Source organism: Parabacteroides sp. merdae-related_45_40, assembly GCF_001915675.1.
Genome location: NZ_MNQY01000053.1, coordinates 1 through 18419 on the forward strand (window position 1 = coordinate 1; position 18419 = coordinate 18419).

The window sequence follows — 18419 nt, forward strand, 5'->3', positions numbered from 1 at the left end:
CCGATCTTATTCATCAACATTCCCGTCGGGACGGAAAAGATCAGAAACCAGAAGAACACTAAAGAAGGAAAGATATTCGCTTCGGAATCCGTCAATCCTAAATCCAACTTCACATAGTTGGAGGCAATTCCTACCAAATCCACAAATCCCATCGTGAAGAAAACTAACATCACTGGGATCAGCCTTATATACAAGCTTTTCTCTTTCATAATCAGTCTTTATATAGGATAAGCAGGCCATGCACCCTCTTTCGTACAAACAAAAGCTGCTGTCCCGACAGCTGTTTGATGGGCTTCGCGCAAGGATTTACCGGCTAATATAGAATAAACGAATGCTCCAGAGAAAGAATCTCCCGCCCCGACCGTATCAGCCACCTCGACTTTGGGAGTAAGAATCGTCGACTTGTCGGCAACCGTATAGACAGAACTGTAGCGACTGCCGGCAGTCAAAATCATATAGCGCAGGCTGTAACGCTCAACCAATTGGCGGCAAGCTGTATCTTCATCCTCCGAAAGGGAGAACATTTCACGTATCAGGTCGAGTTCCTCGTCATTGATCTTAAATACATTCGCCTCTTCCAGCAGACTGGCGATCAACTCCTTCGAGTAGTAAGACTGGCGGATATTGACATCGAAAAACCGAAGCGCCTCTTTACGGGCATAGGAAAGTAACGCATGAATCGTCGCACGCGATTCGGGCGAACGCTGCGCCAACGTACCGAAGCAGATGGCATCCGCTTCTTTCACCAGATCGACGGCTTCCTGAGTCAAAGGTATATGATCCCAGGCAACACCTTCTATAATCGTATAGGTCGGGATACCGTCTTTCAACTCCACCATCACGCTTCCGGTAGGATATTCGACTGTCCCCAGCAAATGGCAGATACCGTTCTTATCCAACTCCTGGACGATCTCCGTCCCAAACACGTCATTCCCGACCGCGCTGACCGCATATCCTTCGGCCCCCAATTGGGTAGCATGGTATACAAAATTGATCGGAGCGCCTCCGGCACGTTTCCCCGTTGGCAACACATCCCAAAGGAGTTCGCCTATACCGACAACAACAGGTTTACTATCTTTCATTAATTTACTTATTTTATATTTTCTAAATTACTCCCAGATGGATCGGAACGTGTATACTTCCATTTCTTTTACTTCGATATTATTTCCAAAAAAATGGAATCCTTCCCTGTTTTTCAAGTCCGGCCGACGCTCCATCGAATAAGAATAAGCCCCATCATCAATATAAACTTCAATAGAAGTTTTATCCAAGATAATATCGGCCGCGATTTCCATGCTTGTCATGTCCTCGGGCGAATAAAACACACCATTGATCCGATTGTAATTCATATCGTAATCCAGTAATGACTGCCCGAACAGGTTCAGGCCGGCATTCGTGGCATGAGACAATTTGAGGGTTGTACGGATACGCAATGTACTTGCATCCTTATACTGCCGAAGCAGTTCATCAGCTTTATCTGCCGTCAGCGCTCTCCACTTTCCGACTGATGTCTGCAAGCGGTCAAGTTCGTCGATCGGTTTACTAAACAGGCGAATGCCGTCTTTCGTCGTTCTCAAAGACAACTCCGTCGGGAATAACATCATCCCATTAAAAGGCATTCCCGGATGAGAGATACGCCCCCAACCGATCTGAATACGACGGCCATCCGACTCAGGTATATTCGTAAACGTCTGGGCAGCATAGATAGAACCGGTCGAATAGTAATATTTGCCGGATTCAGGTGTAAATTTCTTTCCGTCAAACACACCCAACATATAAGTCCCGGAAGCACCATACATCACCCATTTAGTATTGTCCTTATTCCCATCGACAGGGAGTTCGAACAATTCAGGGCACTCCCAAAAACCGGTAATATGGCTTTCGAACGTCCAGTCTTTCAAGTTGTCAGAGTTGTATATGGAATGTCCATCGCGCTCATTCAGCACCATGACCCATTTACCTGATGGTTTATGCCAAAAGACTTTCGGATCGCGAGTATCCTTACTGTTCCATTTGGCCTTAGAATCGATCACCGGATTGCCCTTATATTTTGTCCAAGTGCGTCCTTTATCCAGGCTATAGGCTATACATTGCACCTGCTTTTCCGGGTTGTCAGCTGTATAAATAGCCACCATCGCCGGAATACCATTCTTTCCGAAGCCGGAAGTATTGTCATAGTCGACCACTGCCGAACCGGAAAACACCGTACCGTGTTCGTCGGGATACAGGGCGATCGGTAGCTCTTCCCAATGTATCAAATCATTGCTTACTGCATGCCCCCAATGCATATTCCCCCAGTCGCGTTCATACGGATTATGTTGGTAGAACAAGTGATATTCACCGTCATAATACAGCAATCCATTAGGATCATTGTTCCATCCTCTACGTTGAGTATAGTGGATTTGCGGACGGTTGGTTTCTTTATACAAGCTATCTTGTCCGGTTATTTCATCTGCTTGATAAATCTTGTTTATACCTGTTTTATTCCCAGTATAAGATATTTTTATCTCTTTGTTCTTCAAGGCGGACATATCGCAAAACACCCAATAGTCCGGTTTTCCCGAGGCCAAACGAATCTCAAACACCCGCTCTTGCCGCCCTCCCACATCAAATGTCATCAGAGCCCGGTCTACCTGATGCGAAACCGGCAGATTGAGGTATCTCTTCGTTATTTTCATTGTCAGGTCTTGCGCACTCAAGGTGAAGATACAACCCACCAGGGCACTCGCAAGCACCCCTATACGTTTGTTATTCATTTCAGCATTAATTATGCACCAGCGTTCCGATGTTTTCACCGCTCATCACCTTTTTCAGATTACCGTTGGTGTCCATGTCGAAGACGATGATCGGAAGATTGTTTTCCTTACACATCGTGGTGGCTGTCAGGTCCATCACCTTGAGGCCGCGCGTATAGATTTCGTCGTAGGTGATGTCCGAGAACTTGGTAGCAGTCGGATCCTTTTCCGGATCGGCAGTATAGATACCATCTACACGGGTTCCTTTCAGCATCACATCCGCTTCGATCTCGATACCACGCAGGGAAGAACCTGTGTCAGTCGTAAAAAACGGATTGCCAGTACCGCCCGACATAATCACAACATGGCCCTGTTCAAGCAATTCGATCGCACGCCATTTGTTATAAAACTCGCCGATCGGTTCCATACGGATAGCAGTCAGCACTTTGGCTTTCACGCCCTGAGCGACGAGGGCAGAACTCAAGGCCAAACTGTTGATGACCGTTGCCAGCATCCCCATCTGGTCGCCTTTCACACGGTCGAAGCCTTTGGAAGCCCCGCTCAGGCCGCGAAAGATGTTGCCGCCACCAATCACAATTCCAATCTGGACACCCATTTCGGCAATTTCCTTGATCTGCGTCGCATATTCGTTCAGACGAACTTCGTCTATACCATATTGTTTACCTCCCATAAGCGATTCTCCGCTTAATTTCAACAGGATACGTTTGTACTGAGCCATATTGTCTTGATTTATTTGATTGTTATACCCACAAAAATACAGTATTTCAATGACCCAGCAATAGCAGTCCTTTATTTTAGTAAAACATTTTAACGAGACTGCACACCCACTGTAACAATTTTGTAACATCCCCCTTCTACCTTTGTCTGTAAAAAAGAGAAACACACACTTATATTACTTATTTTGAAGACGCGAAGAAATCACCAAGACCTTATTCCTAACTTTTATACGGCAATCCTCTTTCAGCGGAAAGAAACGGGTTGCCGTATATTTTCCCGCAATACCTATAAATACTTTAAAAACCGAAACAATACGGATTTACCTCTTGTTTTGAGGGAACAAAACTAAAAAACTGTTTTGATTTTTTCGCCTCATGACTTGAGATGTATTTTGGATCAGATTCATCGCTCTGATGAAGAAGATAGCGAGCTATCTGACGAAGAAGAGCGACGGATATGGCCAAAAAGACACTCAAAGCATAGGTAAAAAAACAGCAAAATAATAAAGCAGGCTGTTTGTAAAAAATCAAAACAGTTTCTAAAGTAGTAATCATTTAAAAACGTAATGGTATGAAAGATTTATTAATCGGTATGGTAGTCGGAGTTGTCACAGGTTATGTACTCCGCAAAATGGAAGATGATGGAAAATTCCGTTGCCTCCACGCAAACCTCCACCACCTCGCTTCAAAGGCAAAAGAAGAAGCGATGAACCTGAAAGACGCAGGCTTGGACAAAGTAGAATATGTTGCCGACCGCGTTCATCAGGTTGCAGAGCAGGAAAAGAGCAAAAAATAAAATAGTCGAAACAAAATCCTGCTCACTAATTCAGACATAGTTTGAGAAAGGTGTGTCAAATATCGGTATTCATGGGACACAAACAACGAAGACGAGCGCAGATCAACGCAGATATTATTAATTATCAGCAAAATAAACCTACGTCTATCTGTGTATTCTGCGTCATCTGCGTCCAGTGATATCAAATTGGCACACCTTCCTCGAATTATCGTGACAGACGTGTTTTACTAACGCGCCTCTCCATTTTTATCAGAGTTTATCCTTTAAATATTTTCCCGTATAAGATGCCTCGCACATGGCCACCTCCTCCGGCGTTCCGGTGCAAACCAGATTTCCTCCGGCATTCCCACCTTCGGGGCCGAGATCTACCAGATAGTCGGCACATTTGATCACATCCATGTTATGTTCGATAATGACAACCGTATGACCTTTATCGATCAGGGCATTGAAAGCCTTTAGCAACGTCTTGATATCATGGAAATGCAGGCCAGTCGTCGGCTCGTCAAAGACGAAAAGTGTCGGTTCCTGCTTCTCTTGACCCAAATAGTAAGCAAGTTTCACACGCTGGTTTTCACCACCGGACAAAGTGGATGAAGTCTGTCCGAGTTTGATATACCCCAACCCGACATCCTGGAGGGGTTTCAACTTTTTGACGATCTTCTTTTCCTGTGATCCCGGATATTGTCCAAAGAACTCAATCGCCTGGTTCACGGTCATTTCCAGCATATCATAGATACTCGCACCGTGATATTCGACATCGAGCACATCCTGTTTGAAGCGCTTGCCGTGGCAGGTTTCGCATTCAAGGGTGATATCGGCCATGAACTGCATTTCGACCGTAATCTTTCCTTCTCCCTTACATTCTTCACATCGTCCGCCTTCCTTATTAAAAGAGAAATAAGCAGCCGAATAGCCCATCTGTTTGGCAAGAGGCTGTTCGCCGTAAAGCTTACGGATCTCGTCGTAGGCTCCGATATAGGTCACGGGGTTGGAACGGGAACTCTTTCCGATGGAGTTCTGGTCGACAAACTCGATACTTTTGATCATGTGCATATCGCCTTCCAAGCCGGAACAGTCAACCATCAAGCGGGCAGCCTCGTCCAAATAATGCTTGACACCTTCGTAGAAAATATCACGCACGAGCGAACTTTTACCCGAACCGCTGACGCCTGTTACGACTGTCATCACATTCAGGGGGAACTTCACATCGATCCCTTTCAAATTGTTTTTACGGGCACCTTTCACCTCGATATAATTATTCCAGGGACGGCGATAAAGGGGCACTTCTATCTGGTCCTCTCCCGTCAGATACCGGACGGTATAGCTGTTGCTACTGGTTTTCAAATCGTCCACATCACCCTGATAGACCACTTCCCCACCCAGGCGACCGGCCTTCGGACCGATGTCGATAATGTAATCGGCCGCACGGATAATCTCTTCGTCATGCTCCACCACAACAACCGTATTACCTAATGCTTGCAATTGCCGGAGCACCTTGATCAGCAAATCGGTGTCACGAGAATGGAGCCCGATACTCGGCTCGTCCAATATATAAAGAGACCCGACCAAGCTACTCCCCAAAGAGGTCGCCAAATTGATACGCTGGCTTTCTCCTCCGGAAAGAGAGGAAGACAGGCGGTCAAGCGTCAGATAACCCAACCCCACATCCAACAGGAATTGCAGGCGGTTAGTGATCTCCGTCAGCAAACGTTTGGCAATGGATGCCTCGTTCTCGTCAAGTTGAAGGTGATCGAAAAAGGCTTTTGCTTCCGTAATCGGAAGGGTAACCAGTTCCGCAATATCCTTTCCCCCTACCTTTACATAAAGGGCTTCGGAACGCAGACGGGACCCTTTGCAAGTCGGGCAAACGGTCTTTCCACGATAACGCGCTAACATCACACGGTACTGTATCTTATACAGGTTCTCTTCCACAAATTTAAAAAAGTCATCGATGCCGTGCAGTCCGCGGGCACCGTGCCAAAGCAAGTCTTTCTCCTTTTGCGTCAGATCGTAATAAGGACGATGGATCGGGAAGTTATATTTCTCGCTCTTCACTATAAACTCTTTCAGCCATTCTCCCATCACATCGCCTTTCCAGCAGACTACCGCTCCCTGGAAAACAGACAAGCTTTTATCCGGCACGACCAAATTTTCATCGATACCGAGCACCTTCCCGAAACCTTCGCAAGTCGGGCAGGCGCCTAACGGGTTATTAAAACTGAACATCATATCGGTCGGTTCCTCGAACACCATACCATCGGCCTCGAATTTCTTGGAATATTCTTTTACAACCGTTCCTTCGGATGTGTAGATACGGATGATACAAGTATCGTGCCCTTCAAAAAATGCCGTTTCGGCAGAATCAGCAAGACGGCTTTTCAATGTCTTGTCATCCGATACGACCAGACGGTCTATCAACAGTTCAATCACCGGGTAGGAAAGCAATGCGTCATCCGCCAATACTTCACCGATACGGTAAACGGTCTCATTGATAGACAAACGGGTGTAACCTTCTTTTTGCAGGATTTCCAATTGTTCCTTGATACTGCGCCCATCCGGCAGGACGACAGGGGCGTATACGGCAAAACGAGTCCCGGCGGGATAACCCAAAACTTCTTTCACGATATCGCTCACCTGATGTTTCTTCACCTCCTTCCCCGACACGGGAGAGATGGTTTTCCCGATACGGGCATACAGGAGCCGAAGGTATTCGTATATCTCCGTAGAGGTTCCCACCGTCGAACGCGGGTTACGGGTGTTCACCTTTTGTTCGATGGCAATGGCAGGGGGAATACCTTTGATATAGTCGCATTCCGGCTTGCTCATACGCCCCAGGAACTGACGAGCATAGGCCGAAAGGCTCTCCACATAGCGGCGCTGCCCCTCCGCATACAACGTATCAAATGCCAATGATGATTTTCCACTACCGGAAAGGCCGGTTATAACGACCAGTTTATCTCTGGGGATCTCGACATCGATATTTTTCAGGTTATTGATTCGAGCTCCTTTGATGAATATAGAATTGTTTTCGGACATAATGATGATTTATCAGCCTGACATATAGACACGGATTACACATCTGTGTAATCCGTACCCAATATAAACAACGCAAAGGTAAAAAAGGATTGCCGTTTTGCCAAGTAAACGACTGACATTCACATTCGGAAACAATCAATTTACACATTCTATATAAACGGGGCCGACCAAGCCGGATTTCTGCAACGTATCGGTTGGTTTCCAGCTATTGCAGGGTGTCCAGGTTTTCCGTTCGGATTCCGGCAAACCACTGTCGCCGATCAAACGGTTCATCCAAGTGGTAACGACCTCTATCTCGACTTTATTCTTTCCTTTACGAACCAAATCCGTGACATTTACCCGGTAGGGAGCCGTCCAGACACCACCGGCATACTGACCGTTGATCTTCACTTTTGCCATCACACCGACATCGTTCAGATTCAGATACAATTCGCCCTCAGGCTTCTTTTTCAACTTAAATTCCGTTTCGTACCAAATCGTACCGGAATAATAGCGGATATCGGGGTTCTCGTTCTTACTGATATCTTCCAGGCGGGCAAAGGTCTGGCTTGCGGGGCCTCTTCTCTTTTCCTCAAAGGATACTTTCCAGGGAGCATCCAGGCGGACGAGCGTCTGCAGAACCGGATAGTTTAGTTGTAACCCTGTCCCCTCTGCTTTTGTGGCCGGCCGACGGAACACGATAAAAGCACTCTCATAAGGATACAACTTCAATGGAACGACTGTCCCCGCAGCTGTCTCCTCATAGGCCGGAAGCGTACGAATACGGCCTGTTGTCGCATCCCACAATTCCGGTTGCCTTGAACGGATACGAAATTCCGGACGGATCTCAATCATCTCGTCTTTCTGGTTGGAGATAAAATAGATATCTGCATCTCCGGCAGAACGATGTCCATAGAGAACCGGAGCATCTGCCAGCAATCCGCAATCCGGCACACAACCGATATGCTTCAAGGCCTCCTCCATTGTCATACCGAACAGCAATTCGCCCTTTCCTCTTTTGACAGCCTTCACACTTCGCCCGTCCAAACCGGACCATAATTCGCCGGCCAACTTTTCAACCTGCCTGTCAGCCGTCGGGAATGATTCTCCACTCGGCGAACGTTTCGGAGCCGGACCTAAGACAACTGCACCGTCTTCGATCAGTTTCTTGATCTTGTCAAGTAGTTCGGGACGCATGGTTTCAAGCTTCGGAAGTACCAGTATCCGGTATTGAGTGCCGTGAGGCAACGTCAGTAAACCGTCCTTGACAAAGAGGTCGCGCTCGATCACCTCGGCATTGATATAATCGAACTGGTAGCCTTTCGGCAGTTCAGGGTCTACGATACCGGTCATCTTGGGAGCATCTTCGCCGATGAAATAAGCGACATCGGCAATATTCAAGCCTTGTTGCAACATATAGTTGACTCGTTTCAGATAGGATGTAAACAAATCCATCTGCGGATACCAAGTGTTCAGCCGGTTGAATTCGCTGCTGAACCAGGCGTTCATCCCCGGCTCCCGTTCTTCCGAAGGCTGCGAGATATAGACATGCAACAACGTATTATTGATTCCTTCCGTAAAGAAACGGTCGCCACGCTGTTTCATCATGGCAGGATAACAACTGAAAGGCGTCCCTCCACTGGTAAACGATTCGGCCGAGATCTTCTGCTTTCCATAAATATGTCCGCAGGAAGAGGCGGCACGGTTCTCGATATTCCCTAAATCGCCAAAGCTCCAGAACTCGCCTCCTATCTCGTCCGATTGTCCGCCATATTGCAGGAACTCACCGGGAAACCCCCAATGCCCGTAGTTTTCCAACCAAGTCGTCAAACCATATTTATGACAGACATCCCGTAAGCCGCCGACATAATCGTATGCAACCTTATCTGCGATCAGACGGCGCAAATCCCAAAGGAAACGGTCGGAACGATCCTCGCTCCCGACCACATATCCTTCATAAGCGGGAAGAAACGGTAACGGGTCATAGCCGTAACGCGCCTGGAATTCCGACAAGAAATCGTCGGTAAAGTTTTGTCCGCCCGTTTCGTAACTATCTTGTACGACTACTTTCCAACAAGCACGGTCTTCAGCCGGAATACGACGGTAGATTTCACCCATGAAAGCCTCGAAATGCGCTTCTACATGTTTGCGGCTCATCTTATCTATCTCCAGTCCGGTCGCTTCGGGATCAGCCGGGCTGTTCGTCACGCCCGTCGGGAGCATACCGGTACGCAGGATCGTCCATTCTCCCGCCGGAGCTTTCCAGAATCAATAACCAGAGAGGGATCACCCACTTCCGGTTGTACCGGCCACTGGTATTCATGCCAATAAGGAAGCGGAGTCTGAAACATCTTGGCTAATGTCTTTTCGGGATAACGTTCCACAGCAGGAAGGGACAAGAATTCCACCTCTCCCAATCCCGTACCAGATGCCGTGTTAGCCAGTTCCAACCGGAACTCGCTTGCCGTCGTCTCCGGGACAGAGATAACAACCGGAGCATACGGATCGAAGCCGACATTCAAATTCGCATTGAAACGGTCGATCTTAAATTCGGACAGCATCCGATAGCCTCCGTTCTCTTTTACTAATAAACGGGCATTGGTTTGAATCGGCTGACGGGCAGGGAAGATTTGCAAACTGCGTAAAGTAAACGGTTGGTCCGTCCTGAAATCGATCGCCACCGGCTTTTCGCTTTTTTCCGTAAAAAGCATAACCGTTTCCTTATTCCCATCAACCAAATGGTTCAGATTTTGCAAAGACATAGCAGATGTCACTTTGGTATTTGCTGCCGACAACCGGGTTGTTTTCTTCCCGATAGATGGAAAAGCGATCACCTTTACATCCTGAAAGTCCTTATCCGGCTTCGTCAAAACCACCTCTACCTGTTTTCCACCGCTGACCTCCGCCTTTACCGATGCTAAATAACGCATCGCCTGCTCCGGTTTCACCCACGGACCGCCCGACTGGCTCCATCCGGGTGAATTAAAGATACCGATCTCTATCCCTAACTCCGTCGCTGTTTTAAGGGCTGCATGCAATATCTTCCACCATTCTTCACTATAAAACGGAACGGTCTTATAGGGCGTATGAATCCCTTCCAAGCCGATATTCCCGATAAAAGCCCGGTTGATCCCAGCTTCTTTCATCGAATACAGGTCCTTCTTCACTCCTTCTTCCGAGATATTCCCGGAGATCCAATACCAATAAACGGAAGTTTGTACCTTTTCAGCCGGATTCATAAAACCGGCCTCAAGTGCATTTTTATCTTGCCCATTTCCCGTAAAAGGGACCAACAACGAAAGGCAAAGCAATGTTTTAAACAGAGGTTTTCTCATGATCTGTTCTTTTTAAGATTCCGACGGTAAAAGTAGCAAGATTATCTTTCACCTCTGGTTTCTATATTGATTTATATCTTTTCAAAAATGCTTTTTCAAACAAGTTTTTATCCAGCATTATTTCCAAAACCATTGTTTATAACATAAAAAACGATAGAGACTTTTAAACTTTTGCTATCTTTGTGTCGGCTTGTACAAAGTATATAAGACAACAAACAAAAGAATCTCAAATCACAGACTTCATGATGGCAAAACACCTCCGTCTGTTACTGATCTTGTTGCTTGGAGCAGTAACATCCTGTAAGACGACACAACAAATACCGCAGCAACCGACTGGAAAAGAAGCGAAACGAGAATTTCGCGGAGCTTGGATACAGACAGCTTTCCAGGGAGAATATAAGGATATGACACCCGCACAAATGCGGAAAGACTTTATCCGCAAGCTCAACTATCTGCAAAAATGCGGGATCAACGCTATCATCTTCCAGGTACGCCCGGAAGCCGACGCCTTCTATAAATCCGACATCGAACCCTGGAGCCGTTTCTATACCGGCAGGCAGGGACTCGCCCCGGCCGGAGACTTCGATGTGACGGCCTTCCTGATCGAAGAATGCCACAAACGGAATATGGAATTCCACGCCTGGCTGAACCCTTATCGGGCAAGCACAGCCGGGAATACCCGTTTTGCCGATTCACATATATATAATAAGCATCCGGAATGGTTCGTGACCTACAACAAGCAAATCCTGTTTGACCCGGGACTACCGGAAAGCCGGCAGTTCATCTGCCGAGTGGTACGGGATATCGTGAGCCGTTACGATATAGACGCGATCCATATGGATGACTATTTCTACCCCTATCCGGTAGCGGGCATGCCTTTCCCGGACGACAAAAGTTTTCAAAAATACGGATTGAACAAAGGATATAAAGTATCACAACGTGCAGAATGGCGAAGAGAAAATGTAAACAAGCTGATTCGTGAGATCAAGCGTACCATCCTATTATCCAAACCGTGGGTAAGATTCGGCATCAGTCCGTTCGGCATCTACCGCAACAAAAAAAGCACACCCGACGGTTCAGGCAGCAACACCAACGGATTGCAAAACTACGACGACCTGTATGCCGATGTGGCACGCTGGGTAAAAGAGGGTTGGATAGACTATAACATTCCACAGATATATTGGGAGATCGGACATCCGGCTGCCGACTATATCACGCTGATCCAATGGTGGAACAAAAACGCGACGCGGGAAGGCACGCATCTGTATATCGGCCAAAACGTAGCACGTACCATGAAAGCAGACCAGCTCACCCGCAAAATGCTTTACGAACGTTCACTCTCGAAAGTAAAAGGCAATTGCTTTTGGCCTGCAAACGAAATACTCTGGAATAACAAAGGGGTGGCCGACAGCCTGAAACAGAACTACCACCGTTATCCGGCATTGATCCCGGCCTACACCCATCTGCACAACCGGGCTCCGCAAGAGGTCAAGAAACTGAAAGCCGAATGGACTGCCCAGGGCTATATGTTGCACTGGCAGGCGGAACAGAGCAAGACCAATCCCGAATTGGCAAGCTATTTCGTCATTTACCGCTTCGAAAACAAGGAACCGGTCAATCTGGATGATCCTTCTAAGATCGTAGCGGTCACACGCGAGACGAACTATCTGCTACCCTACGACGACGGAAAGCGCAAATACCGTTATGTAGTCACAGCCGTAGATCGTTTCCATAATGAAAATCAAGGTAAAAGCAAAAAGGTAAAACTTTAAATTCAGCCACGGATGTCAGATTTTATCTGTCAGAAATATACAGACTGTTCTTCTTGCTCCCACTATCAGAAACAGATATTCAAATACCGTTCTTTCCCGAAAGGAATGATGATCCCGAAAGAACGGTGTTCACAAAATACGATCTATTTTCTGATATCCGGCTCCGTTCGGGTAACCAGCGACGAGCATCCGGATACGGTATTTCACGACGGGCAGTTCATCATGCAGCCGATCGGTTCACGTGTAGAGTTCCACATCCTGGAATCCACGGAATGCATCCTTTACCTGTTCGAGACTCCGCAAAACATTTGTACCGACCGTTTCAACAAAGGACTGGAACTGGCGAAAGAGTCTCCCATGCTCCCTGTCGTCATGGATATGTGTTTCCCTTTGCGCCTTTTTATCAACGGGCTCAAAATGTACCTCAACAACGAACTCCTGTGTGTGGAATTCCTGAAAGCCAAGCAGACGGAGTTGTATTTCCTGCTCAACTGCTATTATACATTGAAAGAGATCGCCAATTTTTATGCACCTATATATAGGTATAGCCAAACATTCCGCTACTTTGTCATGCAAAATTACCTGAAAGCGAAAGATGTCGAGTCTTTTGCTCAATTAGGAGGATACAGCACTATCACCTTCCGGCGTTTATTCAAAGATACGTTCGGAGAGCCAGCTTACCAATGGATGACCAAAAAGAAATGCCTGGATATACAAAACGACCTGATAACCACGAATGCAAGCATATCCGAGATCTGCTATAAGTACGGTTTCGAATCCTTGTCTAACTTTTCCCATTTCTGCCGGGCCAACTTCGGCAAATCTCCACGCGCCATCCGCAACGAAAGAGACGAAAACGTGTAGAAATCAATCTATTTCATACATTCCAACCTTTTGATTAAAAAAGCAATTCATCCGGAATCTCCCCACCCTCGCGGAACAACTAATCCGAAACATACCCTAAACTAACTCGGAAGTCATAGTAAACTAAATCAAGACATACAGTATATTATTTATATGTAGTACTACTTATCGCAAATTGGTAGCACTACATATCGTCTATAGGTAGTACTACATATAGGCAATAGATAGTGACTACCAACAGATACTTTACTATATGTTATGAATTAGTTCTTGGGGTGTTTTGATTTAGTTGATGGTATGAAACGGATTAATTTACCGGGTCATCCCAGGCCGATTTCTCAGAGTGCCGCATATCGGAACCGACACCTATTTAAATATGTAAAATCTATATATTTATAAACAGAATCGATACTGAATACACATTCGGACAGATTTATTGCATATCTTTGTAGAATAAACTATTTAGTATTGGGGGTATATGAAATTTAAACTTATCACTCTGTTTATCATCCTTTGCCTAGGATTCACAAGCTGCTCCGAGAACGAGACTCCGGAACCCCGGACAACCCGCACCATATTAGTCTATATGATGGCCAATAACAGCCTCAACAGCTTCGCCTCGAAAAACATAGAAAGCATGATAGAAGGGGCGACCAGCAAAAATCTCAACGGAGGAAACCTGATCGTTTATTATGCTCCCGCCGGTTCGCCCCCGGAACTTCTCCGGATAAAAGAAGAAAACGGTGTTGTCAAGAAAATCCATCTGAAGGACTATGAAAAGCAGAATTCGGCTGATCCGGACGTGATGCGGAGCGTGATCGGCGAAGTGGTTTCACAATATCCGGCAGACAGTTACGGGTTGGTGTTATGGAGCCATGGGACAGCCTGGCTTCCTTCCGACTACCAGAATAAGCTGAAAGCGTTCGGACAGGACGGCAACAACTGGATGGAGATCGACGATCTGGCAAAGGGACTGCCAGATGATCTATTTGATTTTATCCTGTTCGATGCCTGCTACATGGCAAGCGTCGAATGCACTTATGAGCTTAGAAACAAAGCTGAATATATCTTAGCTTCTCCCACCGAAACAATGGCGGACGGATGGCCTTATGAAGAGATGATGCCGCAACTGTTCGCTACTGACCTGCAACTGGAAAAGGTTGGTGAAACATTCTACAACCATTACCTGAACAATACCTATCCGTATGCGACCGTATCGCTCACGAAAACAAGCGAACTGGATAATCTGAAAAGCGTAACACATGATATCTTGGCAGATAAGACCGAAAGCGATATTTACAGTCTCGATCCAAAGAAAATGCAAAGACTGGAATATTTATACCGTAGCCCAGGAATGCTTTATGACTTCAATGATTATATCAAGCAGTTGGCGACAGCCGAACAATACGATCGTTTCATCAGTTGCCTGGATAAAGCAGTCGTCTACAAGGCCCATACGCCCAAATCCTACTACGCCGCCATAGGAAATGCGTTGCCGATCAAAAGCTATTGCGGCCTGACCATTTTCGTTCCGCAAGAATCTCTACCCAAAATACTCGAATGGTATAAACAAAGAGTCGGCTGGTATAAGGCAGTTTATGAATAAATCCTCTATCACCGGATCAGGAAAGCCTTTTTAAAGCGTTTCACCGTACCTTCGGGGTGGTATATTTCAGCATAAAAGATATAGACACCTGTTTGCAACGGACTTCCGTTGTTGGCTACGCCACTCCATGTGATCTTACCGGAAATGCCTAACAACTCATGATTGGATATATCAGCTACACGCAGGCCGGAGGTATTGAAAACGAAAGCGCGACAGCTATATCCCGGACGGTCGAGCAGGTAGGACACCGTGTAACTACCGGACTCTTCTATCCACACAGGAGGTTCTATACCCGTGGCATCGCCCGATGAAGCGTCTTTGTATTGGGAGTTCTGATAGCCAGGTGTGCCATAGCCAACTGTTTCGGAAGCGGAGGTCCAGTTTGCCGCGTCTTGCGTAGCGGCATCCGGATCGATACGTTCAAGGGCAACACCTTTTTTATTTTTGACTGAATGAGCATGCCATTTAGACGAATAGGCGACTTCATCTATTATTATTTCATCCGCTGTACGAAACAACACTAAGGTAGAAGATGTATTGGCAAGAATAGGAAGCTTTGCCAATCCGCAAAGAGCAGACGGATCGGCTATATCATAAAAAGAAGTCACACCTTCCAAGTTCTTGGTTAAGAGGAGGTAACTCTTTGCCTCCAGATTATGCAGGACGGAAGTCAATGGATAGCGAGTGCTAAGTGTTCCGTCCGATTTACGGATGGCGACAGAAAGGGCGGACAAAGACAAGGAATGCTCCGAACGATTATACAATTCGATATATTCGCTGCCTCCGACATATGGGTCGAGGAGCAACTCGTTAATGATGATTTCTCCGGGTTGGATCGGTTCTGTGACGCCCGGAATGTCGGGATCATCCGGATTATCCGGGACATCGGGTCGGTCTGGATCTACCGGCGGATCTTCCTCCTTATCGGGAGAAGAATTAACGGCACCGGGAGTTCCACCACGTGGATCAGTAGAAAGATGCCAGCCTGAAGTGCCTCGTTCCCACGACACTCCGGAGGTAGCCGCTTCATACGCCACTTCTTCTATCTTGCCCCCGGCAGCATCCCACAATTGCAATACAGCTCCTTTGTCATTCAAAGCCGGAAACTTCTCGATAGGAATCAGCAACGTTTGGACAGGGAAGGACAACGCATCCTCCTGGTCCAGTAAAACTGCATATCCGCCAGCAGGCAAATCCATCTCTGGCAGGGCTTTCGTCTTCTTCCCCGTCACATTCTTGTACACCCATCCGTCCAACGAGACGGTAGCAGCAGTCGTATTATGTAATTCGATATATTCCACCATTCTTCCATCTCCCGGCTTTGCCATGACTTCATTGATAACGACCGAACCTGCTGGATAGCTCTCCGGTTCATCCGGATCAGGCTTCAGTTCCGGCTTATCCGTCCCAGGTTCTTCTTCCCCTCTCAAGACGACTTCGACAGCTTCATCCGGCATCGCCTTTCCCGACAAAGAGCGAAGACCGGCATAAGAGATCGTGTATGAATGGTCCAACTGCATCTCTTGATCGAAAAAAGTGCTTACGAATTGCTTCGTCCCTGCATCTACATACTTTTTGAGGTAAGCGTCTCCAATATCCGAAATACTGAAGACAGCCTTATCAATATCAACCGGCTTATCAAAAGCGAACAGCAAGTTGGAGGCCGATAGCGGCTCGATCTCAAGCAACTTTGGCGGACTTTCTGATTCTCCCGGTTCTTCTTCAGGCTTGTCCGGCTCGATCGGTGTCTCCGTCACCCGATTAAGCACACACACATTATCTATGCTGAAAAGAGAACTTCGTGTCTTCGTGTAATAAAACGTAAATACCAAGTTGCCTCTCTCAACCGGCTCTTCGATCGTGTACATGGCTGAACCTTCAAGGCGGTATCCCTCCATATCGTCTGTCTTGTAATACAAACTCCACCGGAGATTGTCTTCAAGCGTCACTTTCACATGTAACAACAATGGCGACTCTTCAAAATCGGTCTGTGGCAGAATCAAATTCCCGTTTCCGTTACGCTTCAGTCCTAATTCCTTGTTGCCGGTATTCCCGAGACGTACATAATAATAACGTTCTTGATTTTCCTGATACAAATAGATGCATAATTTGTTCTCGTCGCTCGGTTGGTTTTGCATATAAACATCGAACTCCCATTGCATATCGGGCGAATAGGCGATTTCTTTGCCTATGGAAGCAGTACCTGACTCTGTCGGTTTGATATTCAACTGAAGCCTGCCATCAGCATTGACTACAAACTGCCCTCTGTCTTTGCCGATCCAGTCGGCCCCCAACATCGGGCCGTCAAACGTCTCATTCACCTGTGAATTCACACAAAAAGGAAGTAATATGAAGAGATAAAGAATAAATTGTTTCATAGCATTCTAGTTTTGTTTATAATTTGCATATCTTTGCACCCCAAAACGTTGTAATGAAGGAAATGCAAAGCTTTCCGTAAACGTTGTAAAGTTATACTATTTTTTTTATAAACAAATTAATTAGTGCTCAAAATGAAAGTAGCAATTGTTGGAGTGAGTGGAGCGGTAGGACAGGAATTCCTGCGCGTACTCGACGAGAGAAACTTCCCAATGGATGAGCTTGTGCTTTTTGGCTCATCTCGCAGTGCCGGACGTGTTTATACTTTCCGTGGTAAACAAATTACCGTCAAGGAGCTTAAGCATAACGACGACTTCAAGGGAATCGATGTTGCTTTTGTTTCGGCCGGTGGCGGTACTTCTATCGAATTCGCAGAAACCATTACGAAATATGGTACTGTGATGATCGACAATTCCAGCGCATTCCGCATGGACAACGATGTACCTTTGGTAGTTCCCGAAGTGAACCCGGAAGATGCACTGAATCGTCCGCGCGGTATCATTGCCAATCCGAACTGTACCACCATCCAGATGGTCGTTGCATTGAAGGCAATCGAAGGCCTGTCGCACATCAAGCGTGTACACGTATCGACCTACCAGGCTGCCAGCGGTGCAGGCGCAACAGCAATGGCCGAACTGGTAAAACAATATGAACAACTGCTGAAAGGCGAAAAACCGACTGTGGAAAAGTTCGCTTATCAACTGGCTTACAATGTCATCCCTCACGTAGACGTATTTACGGATAACGGCTACACGAAGGAAGAGATGAAGATGTATAACGAAACACGCAAGATCATGCACTCTGACATCGAGGTGAGCGCAACTTGTGTACGTGTTCCGGTTATGCGTGCCCACAGCGAAGCGACTTGGGTAGAGACAGAACGACCGGTCAGCGTAGAAGAAGCTCGTAAGGCGTTCGCCGAAGCCGAAGGTGTCATCCTGCAGGACGAACCAGCGAAGAAAGACTATCCGATGCCGTTGTTCATCGCTGGAAAAGACCCAGTTTATGTGGGCCGTATCCGTAAGGATATCACGAACCCGAACGGCTTGACATTCTGGACAGTAAGCGACCAGATCAAAAAAGGGGCAGCCCTGAATGCTGTACAGATTGCAGAATATCTGTTGAAAGTAAAGAATATCGGATAAACGATATACGATATTTGGATATAAAGAGAAGGAGATGT

The 18419-nt window shown here is 46.6% G+C and carries 11 protein-coding genes and 2 pseudogenes; 5 read left to right on the top strand and 8 right to left on the bottom strand.

Annotated elements, in window-relative coordinates; genetic code table 11:
- The 5 genes and pseudogenes from BHV83_RS08790 to BHV83_RS08810 form a co-directional block, all read right to left on the bottom strand.
- Window positions 1–209 (bottom strand): annotated as a pseudogene (locus BHV83_RS08790) (MFS transporter); the annotation flags it as partial.
- 9 nt (window positions 210–218) lie between these two features.
- Window positions 219–1082 carry a carbohydrate kinase family protein gene (locus tag BHV83_RS08795; protein WP_005633203.1) on the bottom strand — a complete coding sequence of 288 codons (864 nt, stop codon included), beginning with the start codon at window positions 1080–1082 and terminating at the stop codon, window positions 219–221.
- A 27-nt stretch (window positions 1083–1109) separates the two neighbouring features.
- Window positions 1110–2756 carry a glycoside hydrolase family 32 protein gene (locus BHV83_RS08800; protein WP_286757408.1) on the bottom strand — a complete coding sequence of 549 codons (1647 nt, stop codon included), beginning with the start codon at window positions 2754–2756 and terminating at the stop codon, window positions 1110–1112.
- A gap of 7 nt (window positions 2757–2763) precedes the next feature.
- Window positions 2764–3474 (bottom strand): UMP kinase, encoded by a 711-nt coding sequence (gene pyrH, locus BHV83_RS08805; protein WP_008146293.1) that lies wholly within the window; start codon window positions 3472–3474, stop codon window positions 2764–2766.
- 295 nt (window positions 3475–3769) lie between these two features.
- Window positions 3770–4027, bottom strand: a complete 258-nt coding sequence (locus BHV83_RS08810) for a hypothetical protein (protein WP_147379837.1) — start codon at window positions 4025–4027, stop codon at window positions 3770–3772.
- Window positions 4028–4043: 16 nt separating this feature from the next.
- Between BHV83_RS08810 and BHV83_RS08815 the strand changes: the two genes are divergently transcribed.
- A complete protein-coding gene (locus BHV83_RS08815; RefSeq protein WP_005633206.1) occupies window positions 4044–4268 on the top strand; it encodes a hypothetical protein in 225 nt (74 codons plus the stop codon).
- Between the two features lie 249 nt (window positions 4269–4517).
- Here BHV83_RS08815 and uvrA read toward each other — a convergent pair whose 3' ends face one another.
- Window positions 4518–7304 (bottom strand): excinuclease ABC subunit UvrA, encoded by a 2787-nt coding sequence (gene uvrA, locus BHV83_RS08820; protein ID WP_122205462.1) that lies wholly within the window; start codon window positions 7302–7304, stop codon window positions 4518–4520.
- A 135-nt stretch (window positions 7305–7439) separates the two neighbouring features.
- Window positions 7440–10618, bottom strand: a pseudogene (locus BHV83_RS08825) (glycosyl hydrolase).
- Window positions 10619–10860: 242 nt separating this feature from the next.
- On the opposite strand from BHV83_RS08825, the gene BHV83_RS08830 reads away from it, so the two are divergent.
- The 3 genes from BHV83_RS08830 (at window position 10861) to BHV83_RS08840 (ending at window position 14860) form a co-directional block, all read left to right on the top strand.
- Complete coding sequence (locus tag BHV83_RS08830) at window positions 10861–12390, top strand: glycoside hydrolase family 10-like protein (protein ID WP_122204783.1); 1530 nt, start codon at window positions 10861–10863, stop codon at window positions 12388–12390.
- A 12-nt stretch (window positions 12391–12402) separates the two neighbouring features.
- Complete coding sequence (locus tag BHV83_RS08835) at window positions 12403–13254, top strand: AraC family transcriptional regulator (RefSeq protein WP_122205464.1); 852 nt, start codon at window positions 12403–12405, stop codon at window positions 13252–13254.
- 478 nt (window positions 13255–13732) lie between these two features.
- The gene (locus BHV83_RS08840; protein WP_122205465.1) at window positions 13733–14860 is read left to right on the top strand and encodes a clostripain-related cysteine peptidase; all 1128 of its coding nucleotides are present in this window, start codon (window positions 13733–13735) and stop codon (window positions 14858–14860) included.
- Between the two features lie 8 nt (window positions 14861–14868).
- Here BHV83_RS08840 and BHV83_RS08845 read toward each other — a convergent pair whose 3' ends face one another.
- Entirely contained in the window at window positions 14869–17238 is a 2370-nt protein-coding gene (locus BHV83_RS08845) for a lamin tail domain-containing protein (protein WP_122205466.1), read from the bottom strand.
- Window positions 17239–17370: 132 nt separating this feature from the next.
- Here BHV83_RS08845 and BHV83_RS08850 point away from each other — a divergent pair, with 132 nt between their 5' ends.
- Entirely contained in the window at window positions 17371–18381 is a 1011-nt protein-coding gene (locus BHV83_RS08850; protein WP_122205467.1) for an aspartate-semialdehyde dehydrogenase, read from the top strand.
- Window positions 18382–18419: the final 38 nt, after the last annotated feature.